We start from the raw sequence: 20,531 nt of genomic DNA, 5'->3' as shown, positions 1-20,531 counted from the left end.
GCCCTGCCGCTATTTCTGCAGCAAGGCAAAGGACTCCTGCAGCACCTGCTTGTCATCAAACGGTGACCGGACCCCTTTCACTTCCTGGTACGTCTCGTGGCCTTTGCCCGCTACCAGAATAATATCCTCGGCCTCTGCCAGCAACACCGCCGTTTTAATGGCCTCTCGTCTGTCTACCACTGAAAGCGCTTTCTTCAAATCCGTTGGCTTCACACCGGCTTGCATCTGGTTCAGAATTTCCTGCGGGTCTTCATCCCTTGGGTTATCAGAAGTCAGAATCACGCGGTCGCTCATTTTGGCGGCAATGTCTGCCATCACCGGACGCTTGGTGGCATCGCGGTTTCCGCCGCAGCCTACAATGGTGATCACCTTTTGCTCCGGTTTCCGGATTTGCTGGATGGTTTGCAGCACGTTTTCCAGTGCATCAGGGGTATGGGCGTAATCTACAATACCCGTAATCTGCCCGGCAGAAACCACGTAATCAAATCGGCCGGCGGCCGAAGTGAGGTTAGATAAACTGGCCAATACTTCCTGCTTGTCTTCTCCCAGTAAGGTGGCTGCGCCGTACACCGCCAGCAAGTTGTAGGCGTTGAACGTTCCGATTAACCGGAACCACACCTCCTGTCCTTCCAGCTCCAATTGTAACCCCTGAATAGAGTTATCCAGTAAACGGGCTTTGAAATCGGCTTCCTTGCGGAGGGCGTAGGTGTATTTGGTGGCTTTAGTGTTCTGCAGCATCACCATGGCGCGCTTGTCATCAGAGTTTACCAGCGCGAAAGCCTTTTTGCCCAGATTATCGAAAAACAGCTTCTTGGCCCGGATGTACTCGTCAAAGGTGCCATGGTAGTCCAGGTGGTCATGGGTGATGTTGGTGAACACGGCGCCGGTAAACTGCACGCCCGTCACGCGGTGCTGCACCAGAGCGTGCGAACTCACTTCCATGAAGGCGTGGGTACAACCGGCTTTCACCATTTGGGCCAACAAACCTTGTAGCGTAATGGCATCTGGCGTGGTGTGCGAAGCCGGAATCACGGTTTCGTTTATCTGGTTCTGCACCGTTGAGAGCAAACCGGCATTGTAGCCCAGGTCGCGGTACAGTTTATGCAGCAGCGTCACGCAGGTGGTTTTGCCGTTGGTGCCGGTCACGCCCACCAGTTTTAGTTTCTTGGAAGGGTTACCGTAGAATTCGGCGGCTGCGTAACCCATCGCCTCGGCGGCGTTGGGCACCTGCACAAACGTCACGTGCGCCGGGGTGTTTTGGGGCAGTTCTTCGCAAAACACGACAGAAACGCCTTGCTCCACCGCAGCGGGAATAAAGTCATGCCCATCGCGGAGCGTACCCCGGATAGCAAAGAAACCCACGCCCGGCCCGGCCTGACGAGAATCCATGGTTAACGCAGAAAGCTCGGGGTTAGTAGGCCCGAGCAATTGCGTTGTCTGGAGTACCTGCAGCAGGTTTTCTAGTTGCGCCATGTTTAGTTAGAGTAATGGTAATGGTTGTTCCTTTGGCTACGGGTTGCCCTGGCGGAATGCTCTGGCTTTCTACCCGGCCCAGCCCGATGGCCCGTACTTTGATGCCGTGGTTTCCTAAGAGGTAAAGGGCATCTCTCAACGTCATGTCCGTGACATCGGGCACCTGGCCCATTTTCACAGGAACCGGTTTCAAGGCAACTGATTGTTTCTGCGTGTCTACCCGTACCCAATCTTCTTCGGGGCTTAACGGGTGGGCACTCACGCCTAACTTGTTGCAAAGAATGGTGAGTTCTTCCTGGTTTCCGGCGTGCAGCACCGGTAACTTCGGTTTCACGTTTGCCGGGCGGCGCACCATAGGCGCGTGAATGGCTAAGTCTTGGGCATATGCTTTGTCCGCTAATTCGCGGAACACCGGTGCCGCTACGTCACCACCGTATTGGGCGCCTTTCTGCGGGCTGTCAATAATGACAATGCAGCTGTATTTGGGCTTATCTGCCGGAAAATAACCTACAAACGACGTAGAGTATTTCCGGGTGTATTGGCCGTTGATTACTTTTCTGGCCGTACCGGTTTTACCGGCCACCTTATAGTCTTTGCTGCGGACGTTTTTACCCGTTCCGTTTTCCACCACCCCTTCCATCATGGCCCTGAGTTTCACCAGGGTCTCTTCTGAGCAAATCTGGGGGTTCAGCACTTTGGCTTCGTAAGACTCCAGAATCTGGTCGGCGCGCTTGATGCTTTTCACAATCATGGGCTGCACCTTCACGCCATTATTCGCCACGGCATTGTAAAACGCCAGAGTCTGCAACGGAGAAATTTTCAGCTCATAGCCAATGGCCATGGTAGACAACGACGGGCGGCTCCAACTACGGTCTTTGGGTGATTTGATGTAGGGAATGGCCTCGCCGTTCATCTGGAAACCCAGCGGCTGGTGCAACCCGAATTTGTGCAGGTAATCCACGTATTTCTGCGGGTTGCTCTCAAAGGTCTTCTGAATGAGCTTGGCTACGCCTACGTTAGAGGACTTCTCAAATACCTGCTGCAACGTAATTTTTCCGTAGCCGTGGGTATCGGTTTTCACGGCGCCGCCAATTCGCTCAGAACCCACGCCAGTATCCACTGTATCGGTGAGGCTCATGTTGGTTTCCTCCAGCAAGGCCATCATGGAAGCCAGTTTGAAGGTGGAGCCTGGTTCGGTGCGTCCCTGGTTACCTACGGCATAGTTGTAATCCTCCACGTACACGCCTTCACTCTGACGACCCAGGTTGGCTATAGCTTTGATGTGCCCGGTACTTACTTCCATCAGAATCACGCAGCCGTACGCGGCATCATTCAAGGTCAGCACCCGGTTCAAGGCATTCTCCGCTACGTCTTGCAGGTTGATGTCAATGGTGGTCTGAATGTCGAAGCCCGGCATGGGTTTCACCTCGGTTCCGTCATTGATAGGCTTGTTACCGCCCGCCATGCGCTCGTACAGCGCCTCGCCGTCTTTGCCGGCCAAATGGCGGTTAAAGCTGAACTCTAGACCGGCTCCGTTGCGGTCTTCGTTGATGAACCCGATGGTACGCTTCGCCAATGACCCAAACGGCAGGAACCGGCGATCCAGTTTTTCAAAGATCACCCCACCGCGGTTTTTACCGGACCTGAAAATTGGCCATTTGGCCATCATCTTTTTGTCCTGGTAGTTGATCAACCGGCTGTTCAGGCGTACATACTTACGATCGGCGCTGCGGGCGTTCTTGATTTTGCGCTTGTAGTACTCAGGTGAACGGTCGCCGTAGAAACGGGAAAGTTGAATAGCCAACGAGTCAATGCCCTTGGCGAAAACATCATCTGGCGAAATGGTAGGATCAAAGGCTACCCGGTAGAAGGGCAAAGACGTAGCCATGATGCGGTCATCATTGGAGTAGATGTTCCCGCGGGTAGCGTATACCGGCTGGTAATGGAACCGCTTCTCATTGGCGATCTCGCGCCAGCGGTCTCCGTCCTTGAACTGGATGTACCCTACTTTGTAAATAATCGCAAACGCGAAAAGACAGATAGCCAAAAAGGCCACCCGCACACGCGTAACGATGGACTTCTTAATATTCATCTTTCTTGATCACTACTTGAATGGGTGGGGTTGAACTTTCCATCAGGCCAAGGGGCTCCACGTTACGGGCCACCTCAGACTGCTTGCTCGCTTCCATGTAATCAGATTTCAACGTCGTGTAATCCGCGCGAAGGTCCTCGGTTTCGGCTTTGGTTTTGTCAATGCGGCGGAGCGTACGGTCGGCGTAGTGGGTGTTGCCAATGTAAAACAAGGTCACGCCCATCAGGAAAAGTACCTTGGGCAAGTACCTCACGGGCAGACCTTCGGCAAAGAACCAGTCTACTTTGGTGTAGCGGTCTAACAGTTCAAACAGACTGGTGCCCTTCTGGCGCGGCGGGCGGGCCGGACGCGGCTTCTCTACCGTAGGCACCTCCCGCAGGGTGTTTGCCTTCGGCCGATTCACTTGTGGACGTACGGTGTTGACTGCCATAAATTAAATCGTAAAATGTGTTACTTCCCTTCTCTCTCCTACTTCTTTGACGATTCAGGTGTCTCTCTTTTCTGCGCCACCCGCAGCTTGGCACTGCGGGAGCGGTTATTTTCCTGTAATTCCAGCGCGCCCGGCACAATGGGCTTGCGGGTCACAGAATCCAATGGTTTAATCTCATTCCCGAAGAAGTCTTTCTCCACCTCCCCAAAGAACTTGCCTTTGGCGATGTAGTTCTTCACCAACCTGTCTTCCAGGGAATGATAGGAAATCACCGACAATCTTCCGCCGGGCTTCAAAACCTCCACAGCTTGCTCCAGCATTTCCTCTAGGGCTTTCAGTTCATCATTCACTTCTATGCGAAGCGCCTGAAACACCTGGGCCAGGTACTTATTCTCTTTGCCTCTGGGAGTTATGCTGGCTATGGCCTGTTTAAAATCTGCGATGGTTTCAATGTTCTGCACGTTCCGGGCGGAGACAACCTCCCGGGCCAGCGTTTTCGCGTTCTTCACCTCGCCGTACAACCCGAAGATGCGGTGCAGTTGCTCTTCTGAGTACTCCATCACCACTTGCTTGGCAGACAGCGGAGCATCCTTGTCCATGCGCATGTCCAGGGGACCGTCAAAACGGGTGGAGAAGCCGCGCTCGGCGGTATTGAACTGGTGGGAAGAAACGCCTAAGTCGGCCAGAATGCCGTCTACCTGCCGTACACCGTAAAGGCGCAGGTATTTCTTTAGGTAACGGAAGTTAGCTTTGACAAACGTGAATTGATCAGAAATCAATTTTTCGGCTTGTTTCTCGGCGTCGGTGTCCTGGTCAAAAGAGTAGAGTTGCCCCCCCTGCATTCTCTCTAAGATATGCGCCGAGTGGCCGCCGCCGCCAAAGGTGACGTCTACGTAAATGCCGCCGGGCTTAATGGCCAACGCATCTACCGATTCCTGCAACAAAACGGGCTGGTGGTACTGCATAGGCTTTATTCGGTTGGGGGTAAGCTCGGTTGATCACCGAGGAATTTCTGCGCCAATTGGGAGAAATTCTGCTGGTCTTTAATTAAAAATGCGTCGTACTTGTCTGGGTTCCAGATTTCCACCCGGTTCCCGAGGCCTACCACAATGGCGTCTTTCTCAATCTCGGCGTACCGTACCATGGTACGCGGCAAGATGAAACGTCCGGCAGCGTCCAGTTCAATCTCGGTGTTTCCCCGGAAGAAGTTCCGCTGAAAATGCCGGTACTCTTCGTTGAACTCGTTTAGGCTTGCCACCTTGTCATAAATCGTTTTCCACTCCGTTTTGGGATACAACACCAGGCAAGGCTCAAACCCTCGGGTTAAGACCACCTGGTTTCCGCACTCATCGGGCAGGTTGGATTTGATTTTGGCAGGCAGCACCAATCTTCCCTTCGGGTCTAGCTTACATTCGTATTCGCCGGAGAGGAAGTTCATGGTGGTTAGTGCAGTGACGACAGTCTTTGGTACAAAACAAAAGTACTAAAGGGGGAGGCAAAGTCAACCACAGTCTCCCACATTTTCCCACTTTGTGGATAAATCATGGTTATCCACCCCACTTATGCACATTATCCACATTTTTCCCCGCCACTTCGGGATAAGTTATGGATAACGTTTTCAATATATTTGCTAAATAACACGTGAATGCTTACGCAATAAACTCACAATCAATACTTTATCTAATTTCAACCTCCTCTGCGGCTTCTCAAAAGCACTTGTGGCAGGAAGGTGGTGGAAAGTGGAGCAAAATTCCATATCTTTGTGGTATGAGAGGAAAACTCCGTCCTATTGTGCTCTTGATGCTGGCGTTTAGCCTCCTGACAGGTTCTGTTGGGGTGGCGGCTACCCAGCGTTTTTGTGCAATGTTGGGCATGGCTCCTTCTCAGGACGCAGCGCAGAAAATGGAGGCCATGGGTTGCTGCGCCACCAAGAAGAAACCGGCTTGCCCCGAGGGAACCACCCAGGTAGACAAGACTCCCTGCTGCTCCGTTTCCACCACCCACCACAAACTGGACATTCCTTCCACGCTGAAATTCAGCAAGGTGGAGTTTGCATCCCTTCCGCCCGCTTTAACCTCGGTTTTCCTTTTACCGCCGGTAGCTACTGCTCCCGCAGAAGGTTCCTGGCCGTATTATTCAGACACCTCCCCGCCCTTAGCGGGCCGAGACTTGCTGCACCGTCTGCACATCCTGAACATTTAGGGTTTACATCTCTTCGCTCCGCCGAGGCCGGTTTTCTGTGCTTCGGCTCCAGAACAGATGTTATACTTAAATGAAACCAACCCATGTTATCTTCTAAACGTCAGGCGGTATTCGCTTTGACTTTGATAGGGCTCCTGCTGCCGTTCTTAGGAATGGCCCAGACCCTTGCCGGCCGCGTGGTAGATGCGGCGAATGGCAATCCACTTATAGGTGCTTCGGTTATCTGGTTGGGCACCAGCCAAGCCACCAGCACCGATTCCAACGGGCATTTCACCTTAGCCGCCGCTCCTAACGGGGAAACTGCGGTTCTTATCTCCTACATTGGGTACAAACCAGATACCGTGCAGGTGCAAGGCCGCGCGCACATAGTAGTGCAGTTGCGGTCCACCACGTCCATTCAGGAGGTAACCATTACCGGAAAACAGGACCGCTACTCGGCCATGACACCGACCAACTCTCAAGTCATCACGGCCAGAGACTTAACCAAATCTGCCTGCTGTAACCTGGCCGAAAGCTTTGAGACCAATGCTTCCGTAGAAGTTTCTACTTCTGATGCCGTCTCGGGCGCGAAGCAGATTCAGATGCTGGGCTTAGACGGGGCGTACACCCTGATGACCACCGACAACGTACCTGCTTTGCGCGGCTTGGCCACGCCGTACCGTTTGAACTATCTTTCTGGTACGTATATAGACGCCATTGACATTATCAAAGGCACCGGCTCGGTGCTGAATGGCTATGAGTCTATCTCGGGCCAGGTGAATGTGCGGCTGAAAGACCCGGAGAAATCAGACAGGCTATTTGTGAACCTCTATGGCAACAGTTTAGCGAAATGGGATGCTAACGTGAATACCTCCTTCACCCTCACGCCCAAACTGAGCACCGTGCTCATGCTGCACACCGACCAGTTGAACAACCGCGTAGACAACAACAACGATGGTTTTCTGGACCTGCCGCTGGGCAAGCACTACAACGTGTTGAACAAGTGGAAGTACAATACCGGCAAGCAATGGGTAGCCGAAATTGGCGTACAGGCCCTTTCTGAAACCCGCACCGGCGGACAGGTGGGTTACCGCTCTGGTATGCCGCAGGAAGAAGGAAGTTTTTATGGTACCGAGTCAGAAACGGAGCGCGTGAGTGGTTTTTCCAAGACCTCTTACACGTTTAAGAACAAACCGTACCAGAGCATAGGGCTGATCTTGTCTGGCGCACGACACGTCTTTGATTCGCAGTATGGCGTGAGAACCTACAAAGGCCACCAGAACAGCGGCTTGGCGAATCTGATCTTCCAGTCGGCGTTTGGGAACACGGCGCACACGTACAAAACGGGATTGAGCTACCAGTACGAAGATTACCAGGAAAACCTGGCGGGGCAGCGGCTGAAGCGTCAGGAACGGGTACCGGGCGCGTTTTTCGAGTACATTTACCAAAACAGCACCAATCTGACCTTAGTAGGTGGCGTGCGTGCCGACCATCATAACCTGTACGGCTGGGTGTACACGCCCCGCTTCAACGTTAAATATGACTTCAACCCGAACTCCATTCTGCGTTTAGCGGCCGGAAAAGGCTTCAGGGTAGCCAACCCGATTGCCGAGAACGTAGCTTCGCTCATCAGCAACCGCGCTTTCTATTTCCAGAACAACCTGCAACCGGAGAAGGCCTGGAACCTGGGCGGAAGCTTTACGCAGTACTTTGAGGTAGGCGAGCGCAAAGGCGCGTTCATCACCGATTATTACTACACCACGTTCCAGAACCAGATTGTGCCGGATATGTACAGCAGTCCGTACCAGGTGGCGTTCATGAACCTTAACGGAAGGTCGTTCTCAAAAAGCTTCCAAGCCGAGGTGCAGTATGAGGTTACGTCCATGCTGGATGTGAAAGCGGCTTACAAGTACTTTGACGTGCGCACCACCTACAACGGGGAACTGTTGCAGCGGCCGTTCATCCCCAACCACCGCGCGTTCCTGAACCTGGGCTTTGCGACGCCTTTTGACAAATGGCGCGCAGATTTGACAACCCAATGGTTCGGAAAAAGGTTGGTGCCTTCCATGGACCATGACATGAACCAGCACGAAAGCTCCATCATGACGCGAACTGTTAGCCCTTACGCGGTGTTTAATGGACAGATTACCCGGGCATTCAAACGGTGGGAAGCATACGTGGGCGGCGAAAACCTGCTGGACTACAAACAGAAGAACCCGATTGTAGGCGCTGAGAATCCTTTCGGCCAGGAATTTGATGCCAGCATGGTGTGGGCCCCGGTAATTGGCCGTGTGATTTACGCGGGTATGCGGTTTACTTTGAAGTAGGGTATTTACCGTTTCAATTGTCCATAGAAGGGAACTATGGTTTTTGGCCTGATTTTGGTAAAACAACTCGTAATCCCAGAGATATAATTTTGCTTTAACTCTTAACTTAACTCATAAACTATCAACCATGAAGACCCTTAAAATCTGGCTGTTTTCTTTAGTGCTCACCGGTCTGGCCACAGTTGGCTTCGCACAAGGCGGTAAGAAAGGTGAAGAAGTAAAAATCAAAACCTCAGCGGTGTGCGGCATGTGCAAAGCCACCCTAGAAAAAGGCTTGGCTTACGAGAAAGGCGTGAACAAAGCCACGCTGGATGTAGACTCCAAAATCTTAACCGTGTCTTACAACGCTGAGAAAACGTCTCTTGACAAAATCAAGAAAGCCGTAAACGAGTTGGGATACGATGCCGATAACTCTCCCGCAACTCCCCGCGCGTATGACCGTTTAGATGCCTGTTGCAAGAAAGACGCTGTACACTAAGATTGGCTCATTTACATATCCTTTAAAGCCTGCTTTTCAGCAGGCTTTTTTGTTTTAATGCATTCGGTTTCAAGCTTCCTTCTTTCAAAACAGCTTGAAAACATTCATTAAGGTTAAGAAAGAAAATTCTGCCTTTCTAAGATCCACCTGACCTTTTGAGTTCGTATGTATCGGCTAACCCAAAAGTAAAACTATGAAAACCATCATATTTGTGCACGGCATGTTCCAGAACCCGGTAAGCTGGGAGAAGTGGATTGCGTTTTTCAGTGAGCGAGGCTATAACTGCATGGCCCCTGCCTGGCCTTTACACGCCGGTGAACCCGCTCAGTTGCGCGCCAATCCGCCAGCCGGTTTAGGACAGCTGGGCTTAGACGATATAGTTGCCGAAGTGGAGTCTCTGGTGTTAACCCAGGCGGCCAAACCCATTGTGATCGGCCACTCGGTAGGCGGACTGATTGTGCAATTACTGGCCAACCGTGGCTTAATTGAGGCGGGTGTGCCCATCAGTTCGGTGGCCCCCAACGGCATGATTGACTTTGACCTGTCGTTCTTCAAGAACAGCGCGACCATTGCCAATCCGCTGAAAGGCGACGAGCCGGTGTACATGGATTTGGAAACGTTTCATGCCGCTTTTGCCAATACCTTAAGCGAAACCGAAGTAGCCGAAGCCTTTGAACGTACCGCCACCCATGACAGCCGAAACGTTTTCCGGGATTGTATGGGCTCCTCGGGGAAAGTGGATTTGGAGTTGGCGCACCCGCCGCTACTTTTCATTGCCGGTTCCGAAGACAAAATCTGCCCCGCCGACCTGGTAGAGAAGAACGTGAACGCCTACGAAGACAAAAGCAGCATCAGGGAGCACCGCGAGTTCTCCAACCGAAGCCACTTCATCTGCGGCGAACCCGGCTGGGAAGAAGTCGCGACGAACGTTTACAATTGGCTGCAAATCCTGCCGGAGTAAGCGCGCTGCAACCAAGTATCTGCCTGAAGTGCTTCGGGGCTGTTTTCGGTAAAACAGTCCCGAAGCACTTTTTTTCTTCGGCACTGCCGAAATTTGGGAACGTTGTTGCCGCCGATGCCAGAAAGGACTTACCTTTAACGTGGCATCTTTTAACTGCTGCCCTCCTCAGAATGCGAATTCCTACCCAAATCTTACTTGGCACTATGCTGGCATTTAGCACCAGCGCCTTCGCCCAACAGCAATTGCCCATGCCCCGCAACATTGCGGCGGCCTACCAGCAAGGCACCCGCAGCCTGGACGGCTCGCCCGGCAAAAGTTACTGGCAAAACACCGCAGACTACACCATCAAGATTGATTTCGACCCGTTTTCCCGAAAACTGGCCGGAACCGTAGATATTGACTACACCAACAACAGCCCAGATACGCTCAGGCAGATTGTCTTTAAGTTGTACCCCAACTATTACCAGAAAGGAGCACCGCGGGCCAACACCATTTCTCCCGAAGACCTCAGTGAAGGCGTGCAGATTGAGCGCCTTAGCGTGAACCAGGAACCGCAGAATGTACAGAGACTTCGCGTAGACGCCACCAACCTCACCCTCCGCGTCAAACCCATTCCGCCCAAGCAGAAAGCGAAGTTCTCCATTGCCTACAACTACATTCTGAACGCGGGTTCGCACATGCGCACCGGGCAGGTAGACTCACTGGGCTCGGCGTTTGTGGCCTATTTCTTCCCCCGCATTGCCGTGTATGACGATGTAGACGGCTGGAACCGCACCCCGTATCTGGGCCCTGCCGAGTTTTACAATGATTTCTGCTCCTTCAATACCGAGATTACCGTTCCCAAGAACTTCGTGGTATGGGCCACCGGCGATTTAAAAAATACCTCTGAGGTATTAACCAAGAAATACGCCAAGCGCCTGGAAGATGCCGAAAAGAAAGACGCCATCATCGCCATTATTGACAAAAACGACCTGAAACGCCAGGACATTACCGCCCAGAGCGCCCGCAACACCTGGAAGTTCACGGCTGACAACGTAGTAGATTTTGCGTTCGCGACCTCAGACCATTACCTCTGGAACTCCTCCAGCTTGGTAGTGGACCCAAAAACTAAACGCCGCACCCGCGTAGATGTGGCTTATAATCCAGAACACCATGACTTTGAAGAAGTCATCCATTTCTCCCGCAAAACCGTGGAAGCCATGAGTTACACCTTTCCAAAATGGCCTTTCCCCTACTCCCACGAAACCGTGTTTGATGGCTTGGACCAAATGGAATACCCCATGATGGTGAATGACAATCCCGTGAAAACCCGCGAAGACGCCATCACCCTCACCGACCACGAGATTTTCCACACCATGTTCCCGTTCTACATGGGCACCAATGAAACCAAATACGGCTGGATGGACGAAGGCTGGGCCACCATAGGTGAATGGATTATTTCCTCCATCATTGAGCCCAAACTGGAGGATGATTACGGCGTGCTACCCTACGCCCAAATGGCCGCCACCGAAGCCGACATGCCCATCATGACCTTGACCACCCAGCAGAACGGCGCCCCTTTCTTCCTGAACTCCTACCCTAAACCAGCCTTGGGCTATCTGTATGTAAAACAGATGCTGGGCGATGAGCTTTTCACCAAGGCCCTGCACCACTACATTGCGCAATGGAATGGCAAACACCCCTTGCCCTGGGATTTCTTCAACGCCATGAACGCCGGTGCCGGCCGCAATCTCAACTGGTTCTGGAAACGCTGGTTCTTTGACGAAGGCTACCCAGATCTGGCTATTACCAATGTGCAGCAACAAGCCGGTCAGTACCAGGTCACCGTGCAGGCAAAAGGTACCAAACCCGTTCCGGTGGAGCTGATGGTCACCTACGCAGATAACTCCACCTCCAAAATCACGCGCAATGTCTCTGTCTGGGAAACCGGCAACACCACGGTTCAGGTGGACTTCAAACCTACAAAAGCGGTGAAGAAGTTAGAGCTGAAAGGTACCTACGTTCCTGATTCTAACCCGAGTGATAATGTGTATTTGGTGAAGTAAGCCGATACTTGCTTAATTCTGCTTGTGGTTCCCGGCGAGTCTGGAGACTCGCATCATTAACTGGCACGAGACTGGAGTCTCGCGCCAGTCAATTCTTAAAACTGTCAATTCTTAAACCTGTGAGGTCTTGGGGACCTCACAGGTTTTCACGTTTTAGGGCTGTTTTCAAGAAACGGGCGCTAAAAGGCAATGGCTCAGACGCTCGCAGGTCTGAAGACGCTACGAGGTCTTTGGGGCAGGCGGTATCGCAGAGGTAGGCGATTATTAGTAAGTCCTAGAAGAGAGAACGTGATAAAGAAAGTTTCTGAGGGAATATGAGAATGCCGTAAGTAACTGGCGCGAGACTTAAGTCTCGTGCCTTTGGATGAAGCGAGTCTCCAGACTCGCCGGAAATCACCAACCCCAGTAGGACATCAGTATCCTCATAGGAAAATTAGAGTACCATTCACTTTAAATGAAAATCGGCTGAAAGAGCGTGCATTCCTCTTCAAGCCGCTTTTCTTTATAGACTCATTTTCCAGAAACAAGCTCTAAACCATTTACTGCCCTTTTACCAATCTGTCTTTCTCCTGATAGAGCTTCCACCAAGGCAGATAGGGTTTGTCATGGTGCTCATAGTGGTAGCCGAAGAAGTAGCAGCTGATAAATGCCCAGAGGTGGTTGCGTGACTGGGTAGAGGATTTATGCATATTATCGTGGGTGTGCTCTCCCCGGTGCGGCAGGTATGTCCCGAAGTAGAACAGTTGGAAGGTGGCCAGCACCGCAGGGACCATCCAGAAGAGGATGACGTTTTCAATGGGGAACCAAAGCTGTAACAGGTGGTACGTTCCGGCCATCAGCAACACCTGCACCACGGTAATGTACTGCTTCGCGAAGCTGAAGAACCACAGGAAGAAGTTGCCGCCGTGGTAATCGGGGTCCTGGTCGGTGGCTACGTGGCGGTGGTGTAGGTGGTGTTTGGGGTACAGGCGGCCGTAATAGTTGTAAGCAAACAGACCCGCGCAGATGGTTCCAATAATGGTGTTCAGCTTTTTGTTGCCGGGCGCAACTACGCCGTGCATGGCGTCATGGGCCGTGATGAACAGACCCGTGTACAGATGCGTCATCACCAGTACCGCCAGGTACGTGAAAGGAGACCGAAAGGAAACGTCCCAGTGCAGCAGAAACCACAGCACACTCCCCCACGCCAGCAAGATAGCCGCCGCAATGATGATTCCGGTATGTTTCTGGAAAAAAAGCCTCAAAACAGATTCCTACTTTAATTGATTTCCCTAATTCCAGTTCAAACTTGGTGGCTTTCCTGAAGGGGATTCAAATCTTACCTACTCTCAAGTTTTACGCAAGTTACAAACTTGCGGGATGATGGCTCCAAGTTGAAAACTTGAAGCATGGGAATTATTGTCTAATGAAAATGACAAGAGTGCTAATTTACTTCCGTGACGTAGGAGAATTAGGTGTATTTGTAGCATGTTTTTCTCAAAAGCAGCCATAAACAAACTGTTCCTTCCTCCTACTTTCGTCGTGCTACTTGATACGTGATACCTGCTACGAGCTCAGAAAGTTAACAAAGCGTCCCGAACTTCTTCCATGAGCCACATGGGGGTGGAAGTAGCGCCGCAGATCCCGATGGTGTTTCCGGGTTCAAACCATTCTGGGTTGAGTTCTTCCACCATTGACACGAAGTACGTGTTGGGGTTGGTGTCTTTGCAGACTTGGTACAGCACCCGGCCATTAGAGGACTTGGTACCGGACACGAACACAATCTTGTCAAACCGTTGGGCGAAGCGCCGTAATTCTTTGTCGCGGTTGGAGACTTGACGGCAGATGGTGTCATTGGCGGCCACGGAGTAACCGCGCGTTTCCAGCTCGTTTTTGATGCGGTAGAAGTTGTCGGTGCTTTTGGTGGTCTGGCTGTAGAGCGTGATGTTTTGGGGCAGTTCGTGCCGCAGCAACTCATCCAGGTTCTCAAAGACCACCGCTTCGTTGTTGGTCTGGCCCAGCAAACCTAACACTTCGGCGTGGCCGTGCTTTCCGTAGATGAAAATAGGCTCGTTTTTGTCAAAAGAGGTCTTAATCCGGTTCTGCAGTTTCAGCACCACGGGGCAGGACGCATCTACCAGGGTAAGGTTATTCTCCAGAGCGGTCTGGTACGTGGAGGGGGGTTCGCCGTGGGCCCTGATGAGCACACATTCGTCCCGAAGGGAGCTGAGGTCATCATAGTTGATGATGCGGAGCCCTTTCTTCTGCAAGCGCTCCACTTCCACATCGTTGTGCACGATATCACCCAGGCAATATAAATATCCCTGCTCCTCCAGCAGATCCTCGGCCATTTGGATGGCATAGATTACCCCGAAGCAAAAGCCTGAATTTGAGTCGATATGTACCTGTAGCTGACGCATAACCTCTTAACAAGTTCTTCTATCAGATTGTTTGTGCGTACTCCTGCTTTTTACCAGAAAAATTAGGCTAACAGCCTGGCTACAGAAAGCCTGCGTTTTACAGGTTTAGTTTTGCCACCTGTTGTTGCTCCTGCTCTGAGAGCAGGTCTTTGCGAAGAAGGAAATCACGCATGATCTTCACCGTTTCAGACGAAATGCCGGAGCGTGGGTGCTTTAAGATAGCAGCCATGAAAATCCTTTTATCGTCTTCCAGGTGGCTGCTCATGTTCAGGTAGCGCGGAATGTAGTTCTCAATGGAAAAACGCAGAAATCTAACCTCGGGATCTAGTTTATCTAACGCAACCGCTTCCTCAAAAATAGCCGAGGACTGGCGCAGGTATTTTAATTTAGCATACGGACTCCACACGTGTTTGGCCATAATGGCATGGGAAACAGCTTTATACCCTAGCTTTAGCGGATCTTTTCCCTGGTACTTGTCCATGAGGGCCATAAACTTCTCAGCCGTTTCTTCACTTTTAGTGGCAGTCTGGTAATAGTTTAAGAGGGAAGCATGGGAATAGAGATCGGCTTTCTGCTGAAACGCCACCAGAAAGAGACAAAAAGAAATAAGCGTAGCGATTATCTGCATTAGATGGTATTAAACTGGTACCTAATATACGAACTTAACAGCAAAGCTAGCTTCGTATTATCAGGCACTCTTACGCGTTCTGCCAGAATTTGGGCGGCGGGCAACTGTTTAATTTTCTTGAAAAGCTTCAGATAGTAGATATAGGCCAGGTAAACCCCCAACTGGGCTCCCTTGGGCAGCGCTAAGATTCCTTTGTAGGCATTGTCAAAATCCTGCTGAATATCGCGCTCAATCTCTTCTTTGTCTTTGTTGCAGAACGACCGGAAATCTACCTGCGGAAAATACACGCGGCCTCGGTCCTGAAAATCACTGCGGATGTCTCTGAGGAAATTCACTTTCTGGAACGCCGCGCCCAACGCACAGGCACCCTCTTTGAGCCGGTCAAACATGGCTGAGTCACCTTCACAGAAAACACGCAGGCACATGAGCCCTACCACTTCGGCTGAGCCGTAAATGTATTCCTCATACAGATCACAATTGTACTTCTGATCAAACAAATCCATCTCCATGCTATGCAAGAAGGCGTCTATGAATTCGCGGTCAATGCGGTATTGGTTTACCACCATCTGGAAAGCGTGCAGCACTGGGTTCAGGCTGATGCCCTCTTCCAGAGCCTGGTAAGTCTCCTGCCTGAACCGCTCCAGCAAACCCGCCCGGTCATAGGTATGAAAAGTATCCACAATCTCATCGGCGAAGCGCACGAAGCCGTAGATGGCATAAATGGGATCATGGAACCGAGGGTGCAGCGTTTTGATGCCCAAGGTAAAGGAGGTGCTGTACCGCTGCGTAATGAGTTTACTGCATTCCAGCGTGGTGTTGTCAAACAGGGTTTTGGGCGCTGAAATCATGGTCATAACGTTAACGTGGTTTCCTGCGGAGTAAATTCTTTCATGACCTCAGCGGCCACTACCTGTCCTGAGATAAGGGACGGTGGCACGCCGGGACCGGGAACAGTCAATTGGCCGGTATAAAACAGGTTGCGTACTTTCTTGCTTTTGAGGCTGGGTTTCAGCATGGCCGTTTGCAGCAGGGTATTGGCTAGACCGTAGGCGTTTCCTTTGAAGGCGTGGTAGTCTTTGATAAAATCCTGGTGCGCATAGCTGCGTTTGTACACCACTTGGCTGCGGATTTCCTGCCCGATAATCTGTTCCAGCCGGTCCATGACCATGTGGTAATAGCGCTCCCGGGTGTCTTGGGTGTCTTGTAAGTCTGGGGCCACCGGAATAAGGATAAACAGATTCTCCTTCCCTACTGGGGCTACCGACAGATCTGTCTTGGACGGCACTGACACGTAAAAGAGCGGTTTCTTTGGCCAGGCGGGTTGGGTATAAATCTCATGGGCGTGCGGCCCGAAATCCTCGTCAAAGAACAGGTTGTGGTGGCGAAGTCCGGCTAGCTTCTTGTCTACTCCCAGATAGAAAATAAGCGATGAAGGGGCCATGACGCGGCTGTCCCAGTACTTGTCTGTATAGCTGCGGGCTTCCTTGGGCAGCAGTTTGGTTTCCAGGTGGTGGTAATCAGAACCGCCAATCACCACATCGGCTTCGTACGTACCTTTAGCAGTAATGACGTTGGTGATAGCGCCGTTGTGCAGTTCCAGCTTCTTCACTTCTTCGCCTAACCTGATCTCCACGCCCTGTTCCTGCGCCAGGGCCACCATGCCTTCCACAATTTTGTGCATGCCGCCCATGGGGTACCAAGTACCCAAAGACATATCGGCGTAGTTCATGAGGCTGTACAAAGCGGGGGTGTTCTGCGGCAATGCACCCAAAAACAGGATGGGAAACTCCATCAACTGAATGAGCCTGGGGTGCTTGAAGTACTTGCGCACGTGTTTGTGCATGGACTGGAAAACATCTAGCCGCAAGACATCTACCAGCAGCTTCACATCCAGAAACTCAGTGAACGAACGGCTGGGTTTGTAAACCAGGTTGTTGATGCCCACTTCATATTTATAGGCGGCCTGTTTCAGGAAAGTGCGTAGCTTTTCAGCCGAACCTGGCTCCAGCGATTCAAACAAGGCTTCCAGTTCGGGCATGCCCGCCGGCAATTCCATAGCGTCCTGTTTTCCGTACAGAACCTGGTAAGACGGGTCCAAACGTTCCAGATGGTAATAGTCTGTTGTGCTTTTACCGAATTTCTGGAAAAACTGCTCAAAAACGTCGGGCATCCAATACCAACTGGGGCCCATGTCAAAGGTGAACCCTTCGGCTTTGAATACGCGCGCCCGGCCTCCTGCCACGTCGTTCTTCTCCAACAGCGTAACGGCATAACCGGCCTGCGCCATGCTGCCGGCAGCGGCCAGTCCGGCAAATCCAGCACCTATGACAATTACTTTTTTCCGGGAAAGATCGTGCATGTAGAAAGCATCAAGTGAATGGATGACCATACGGCTAGTACTTATACTTAAAAAACTGAACTATTGCTGAAACAAGGTACATTCTTTTTCAGGCATAATCCAGTTTTTGCCTCTTTAATGGTTTTAAAGAGGAATCATAAAAAGGGCCTGTAAACGCTAATCGGCGTAGTCGTAGACTTTCAGCTCCTGTTTCAATTCTTTGCGGGCCAGGTGAATCCGGTTCTTGACGGTTCCAATGGGCAGTTTCAGTTTATCAGCAATCTCCAAGTACTTATAACCTACATAGTACATCATGAAGGGCGTGCGCAGTTCTTCGGGCAGATGGTCAATGGCGGCATAAATGTCATTGAGGGCGAACTCGCCGGCTGCTCCGTTCACGGCAATCATCCGGTCATCTGCGGGGTGCGTCTGGATGTAGTCGTTGGTGTCTACGGAGCTGGAGCGCTTGGTTACCTTGTTGTAATGGTTGATGAACGTGTTGCGCATGATGGTGTACAGCCACGCTTTCAGATTGGTGCCCGCTTTAAACCGGTCGCGGTTCACGAAGGCTTTCAGGAGGGTCTCCTGCACTAGATCCTTCGCATCATCACTATCACGGGTCAGGTTGTACGCGGCTGGACGGAGGGTTGGCGCCATGCGCTCTACTACGGAAGTAAATTCTAGTGCAGTCATTTTGTTTAACATTTAAACACAAACATTAAACAATAATACGGTTCATCAAGATTAATAGCTAACTTTTGTTTAACTATTTTCTACAAATTTTTAAAAATGATTAAACAAAGTAGCTTCTTTGGGAAGATGGCAACGCAGCGGTGTTGGTTTTTGGGTTGAATGCCATACATACTGGAGGTGGAGGCTCTTTGGATTTTGCTGGAGTAAATAAATTTTTGAGGTTGGTGGAGGGGGTTGGTTGCCTTGGCTTGGCTTGGCTGCTTTTTGCGTGGATAAAGGTAGGTGCATGCAGTTTGCCTGTTGCTGGCGTGGTGGTTTTTTAATGCGGTGTCCTGCTTTCGCTGTTGAAGGACTGCCCTTCTAGAAAGAAGTTCTGGTACATGCAGTTTGTCTGTTGCTGGCGTGGCGGCGGTCCGATGCGGTGCCCTTATGCTTTGTTGTTGCATGGTTTCCCTCCGTGCGCTCACGGCCGCGAGGCCCCGTCTTCCCCTCGCGCACTGCCCTTTCGGCCTGCCTTGTCCTTTGCGCTTAGTTTTGCCTTTCCAGGGCCAAAAGCGAGGCGCGCTCGGGAAAGACTGGAAAGGGGAAAGTAGCAGATGGACTGCTACCCTCTAAAGCGGAGACTCCCCCTTTGAAGGGGCGAGGGGGATGTTTACACAAGCAAATCACACGCGTTCCTTTCTCCTGATTACTATGGCGCGGAAGTTACTTCCGTGCCTTTCTACAATGTTCTGAAGACACAGAAGTAACTTCCGCGCCATAGAGAGCATTATTCCTTCAAAGACGTGTTCCCCTTCTTTGAGGCGCAGGAATGGGCCTCTACTCTATCCAAGAAAATAAATAGGCGCAAATATGAATCTAAGTAGACCTCGGAAAACCGGTAGACCTCAGCAGACCAATCAGGCAGTTACCAGCTTAAATTGGGAAAGCCATTCTTCAAAACTTTGCAGGGTGGCGAAATAATGGACGCTAGAGGGTAAATTCTGTTGAAAAGGTTGTAGGATGTAACCGCTGAGTAAAAGCTGCACGTTTGGTAGTTGCTGCAGCAATTGCTCTAAATAGGCTTCGGCCTCATCACGGGTGGGTGACGCGGTGAAAACGGAACAGAGGTAATGGGGCTGGTACTGCTGGGAAGCTTTGACCAGGTCTTGCAGGGGCAGGTGTTGGCCCAGATACAAGGTTCGGAAACCCATCGCCCGGAATTGGAAATGGCAGTAGAGGAGCGATAGTTCGTGCAATTCGCCCTCGGGCAGGTAAAGCAGTACTTTGGGCGCATCTGGCTGTGGGTTCAGGCGCTGTCCGTCAATGGCCACCAGCATTTTCTGCCGGATGAGCTGGCTAATAAAGTGCTCATGGGCGGGCGTGATGTTGCTCGTTTGCCATAACAGCCCAATTTTGTGCAGGAATGGATAAATGACTTGCTGTACAGACGCTGAAAAACCTAACTGCAACACGGCCCGGCTAAGCGCCCGCTCAAACAGGCTCTCGTCTAGCTCCACCATGGCCATGATCAGTTGGTTGATGTACTGATCCTGCCCCAGATCGTCTTCGGTTACTTTGATGACCTCCCCTACAATCTGTTCGGGTGTGAACTCCGCAATTCTGGAGATTTTATATCCCTCCTGGTAGAGCAACGCCACGTTGAGCAGGTTTTTAAGATCCGCGTCATCATAGTACCTGATATTGGTAGAGGTTCGTTTGGGAGTGAGCAGTTGGTACCGCTGTTCCCAGATACGAAGTGTATGGGCTTTAATGCCAGACAAATGCTCTAACTCTTTAATAGAGTAATGCGCCACAGGAGATAGTTTAGAAACGAAACATAAAGTTAACGCTTCCGGGCAATACGAAAGAATTTAGGATGGACCCAGAGCATCCCGAAAGATTCTGAGTTGTCTCTGCCTTTGGCTTTGTGGTGCACTTTGTGCGCAATGTCCAGGGCCCGGAGGTACGTGCTTCTGGTTTTCCCGAACAGCTTCAGCCGTCTATGGATAAACAGATCATGCACCAGGAAATAGGCCGCGCCGTACAGCGAAATGCCTACTCCAATCCAGAACCGGTAGTCCAGCGTTTCTGTGCCGTAAATAAAGCACAAGGCCGCAATGACTCCATAGAACACAAACGAGACATCGTTTAGCTCAAAGAGATGGTTGTGTTTGGTGTGGTGCGACTTGTGGATGCTCCACAAGAAACCGTGCAACACATACTTGTGCACCGCCCAGGCCACCAGCTCCATCAAAGCAAAGGTTCCTATTACTATCGCCGCGTTCGTCAGCATACTCTCTCAACCAGTAGGTTTGCCAATTGTTTAAAATGTCTGTAATGACGTACGGAAAAGCAGAGTGTTTGTAAACAAAAATAGCTCAGTTACGCACTAAAAAAGGTGAACAGCTAAAGGTATACACAAATTACTTTACCTGCTTCGTGCTGGTTTTAACAGAAGTACACCTATGTCATTTCCTAGCCTGTAAAGAAACTCATGACCCCAC

Annotated in this window: 19 protein-coding genes; 5 read left to right on the top strand and 14 right to left on the bottom strand. The window is 51.2% G+C overall.

Annotated features, from left to right (window positions below; genetic code table 11):
• Positions 1 to 9: 9 nt before the first annotated feature.
• From ACY0JR_RS14660 to mraZ, 5 genes are read right to left on the bottom strand one after another with little or no spacing between them, the layout of a single operon-like run.
• On the bottom strand, positions 10 to 1,473 hold the full coding sequence (locus tag ACY0JR_RS14660; protein ID WP_462634858.1) for a UDP-N-acetylmuramoyl-L-alanyl-D-glutamate--2,6-diaminopimelate ligase: 1,464 nt from the start codon (positions 1,471 to 1,473) through the stop codon (positions 10 to 12).
• Positions 1,412 to 3,565 carry a penicillin-binding protein gene (locus ACY0JR_RS14655; RefSeq protein ID WP_462634857.1) on the bottom strand — a complete coding sequence of 718 codons (2,154 nt, stop codon included), beginning with the start codon at positions 3,563 to 3,565 and terminating at the stop codon, positions 1,412 to 1,414. Before ACY0JR_RS14655 ends, ACY0JR_RS14660 begins: the two co-directional genes overlap by 62 nt.
• Complete coding sequence (locus ACY0JR_RS14650) at positions 3,555 to 3,995, bottom strand: FtsL-like putative cell division protein (RefSeq protein ID WP_462634856.1); 441 nt, start codon at positions 3,993 to 3,995, stop codon at positions 3,555 to 3,557. Before ACY0JR_RS14650 ends, ACY0JR_RS14655 begins: the two co-directional genes overlap by 11 nt.
• A 38-nt stretch (positions 3,996 to 4,033) precedes the next feature.
• Positions 4,034 to 4,960, bottom strand: a complete 927-nt coding sequence (gene rsmH / locus ACY0JR_RS14645) for a 16S rRNA (cytosine(1402)-N(4))-methyltransferase RsmH (protein WP_462634855.1) — start codon at positions 4,958 to 4,960, stop codon at positions 4,034 to 4,036.
• A gap of 5 nt (positions 4,961 to 4,965) precedes the next feature.
• Positions 4,966 to 5,433 (bottom strand): division/cell wall cluster transcriptional repressor MraZ, encoded by a 468-nt coding sequence (gene mraZ, locus ACY0JR_RS14640; RefSeq protein WP_462634854.1) that lies wholly within the window; start codon positions 5,431 to 5,433, stop codon positions 4,966 to 4,968.
• A gap of 329 nt (positions 5,434 to 5,762) precedes the next feature.
• Here mraZ and ACY0JR_RS14635 point away from each other — a divergent pair, with 329 nt between their 5' ends.
• From ACY0JR_RS14635 to ACY0JR_RS14615, 5 genes are all read left to right on the top strand, one after another.
• Positions 5,763 to 6,197, top strand: coding sequence for a hypothetical protein (locus ACY0JR_RS14635; RefSeq protein ID WP_462634853.1), 435 nt, complete (start codon positions 5,763 to 5,765; stop codon positions 6,195 to 6,197).
• Positions 6,198 to 6,280: 83 nt separating this feature from the next.
• Positions 6,281 to 8,503, top strand: a complete 2,223-nt coding sequence (locus ACY0JR_RS14630; RefSeq protein WP_462634852.1) for a TonB-dependent receptor — start codon at positions 6,281 to 6,283, stop codon at positions 8,501 to 8,503.
• 127 nt (positions 8,504 to 8,630) lie between these two features.
• The gene (locus ACY0JR_RS14625) at positions 8,631 to 8,981 is read left to right on the top strand and encodes a heavy-metal-associated domain-containing protein (RefSeq protein WP_462634851.1); all 351 of its coding nucleotides are present in this window, start codon (positions 8,631 to 8,633) and stop codon (positions 8,979 to 8,981) included.
• Between the two features lie 193 nt (positions 8,982 to 9,174).
• The gene (locus ACY0JR_RS14620; protein WP_462634850.1) at positions 9,175 to 9,942 is read left to right on the top strand and encodes an alpha/beta hydrolase; all 768 of its coding nucleotides are present in this window, start codon (positions 9,175 to 9,177) and stop codon (positions 9,940 to 9,942) included.
• A gap of 203 nt (positions 9,943 to 10,145) precedes the next feature.
• Complete coding sequence (locus tag ACY0JR_RS14615; RefSeq protein WP_462634849.1) at positions 10,146 to 11,987, top strand: M1 family metallopeptidase; 1,842 nt, start codon at positions 10,146 to 10,148, stop codon at positions 11,985 to 11,987.
• 539 nt (positions 11,988 to 12,526) lie between these two features.
• On the opposite strand, the gene ACY0JR_RS14610 is transcribed toward ACY0JR_RS14615, so the two are convergent.
• The 9 genes from ACY0JR_RS14610 to ACY0JR_RS14570 all read right to left on the bottom strand — a co-directional run bounded on the left by ACY0JR_RS14610 (position 12,527) and on the right by ACY0JR_RS14570 (position 20,320).
• Positions 12,527 to 13,231 carry a fatty acid desaturase gene (locus tag ACY0JR_RS14610; protein ID WP_462634848.1) on the bottom strand — a complete coding sequence of 235 codons (705 nt, stop codon included), beginning with the start codon at positions 13,229 to 13,231 and terminating at the stop codon, positions 12,527 to 12,529.
• 309 nt (positions 13,232 to 13,540) lie between these two features.
• A complete protein-coding gene (locus ACY0JR_RS14605; RefSeq protein WP_462634847.1) occupies positions 13,541 to 14,386 on the bottom strand; it encodes a 4-hydroxy-3-methylbut-2-enyl diphosphate reductase in 846 nt (281 codons plus the stop codon).
• A 97-nt stretch (positions 14,387 to 14,483) separates the two neighbouring features.
• Positions 14,484 to 15,014, bottom strand: coding sequence for a hypothetical protein (locus ACY0JR_RS14600; protein ID WP_462634846.1), 531 nt, complete (start codon positions 15,012 to 15,014; stop codon positions 14,484 to 14,486).
• Positions 15,014 to 15,868: a phytoene/squalene synthase family protein gene (locus ACY0JR_RS14595; RefSeq protein ID WP_462634845.1), complete on the bottom strand. Its 855-nt coding sequence runs from the start codon at positions 15,866 to 15,868 to the stop codon at positions 15,014 to 15,016. The genes ACY0JR_RS14600 and ACY0JR_RS14595 overlap by 1 nt, the downstream gene beginning before the upstream one ends.
• Positions 15,865 to 17,403 (bottom strand): phytoene desaturase family protein, encoded by a 1,539-nt coding sequence (locus ACY0JR_RS14590; protein WP_462634844.1) that lies wholly within the window; start codon positions 17,401 to 17,403, stop codon positions 15,865 to 15,867. Before ACY0JR_RS14590 ends, ACY0JR_RS14595 begins: the two co-directional genes overlap by 4 nt.
• A 126-nt stretch (positions 17,404 to 17,529) precedes the next feature.
• Positions 17,530 to 18,045, bottom strand: a complete 516-nt coding sequence (locus ACY0JR_RS14585) for an RNA polymerase sigma factor (protein ID WP_462634843.1) — start codon at positions 18,043 to 18,045, stop codon at positions 17,530 to 17,532.
• Positions 18,046 to 18,125: 80 nt separating this feature from the next.
• Entirely contained in the window at positions 18,126 to 18,491 is a 366-nt protein-coding gene (locus ACY0JR_RS14580) for a hypothetical protein (RefSeq protein ID WP_462634842.1), read from the bottom strand.
• A gap of 453 nt (positions 18,492 to 18,944) precedes the next feature.
• Entirely contained in the window at positions 18,945 to 19,841 is an 897-nt protein-coding gene (locus ACY0JR_RS14575; RefSeq protein ID WP_462634841.1) for a MerR family transcriptional regulator, read from the bottom strand.
• A gap of 29 nt (positions 19,842 to 19,870) precedes the next feature.
• Positions 19,871 to 20,320, bottom strand: a complete 450-nt coding sequence (locus tag ACY0JR_RS14570; RefSeq protein WP_462634840.1) for a sterol desaturase family protein — start codon at positions 20,318 to 20,320, stop codon at positions 19,871 to 19,873.
• Positions 20,321 to 20,531: the final 211 nt, after the last annotated feature.

Source organism: Rufibacter sp. JT3400010 (assembly GCF_054956755.1).
Note: the sequence above shows the minus strand (reverse complement) of the source record. Positions and strands in the feature narration are given on the sequence as shown.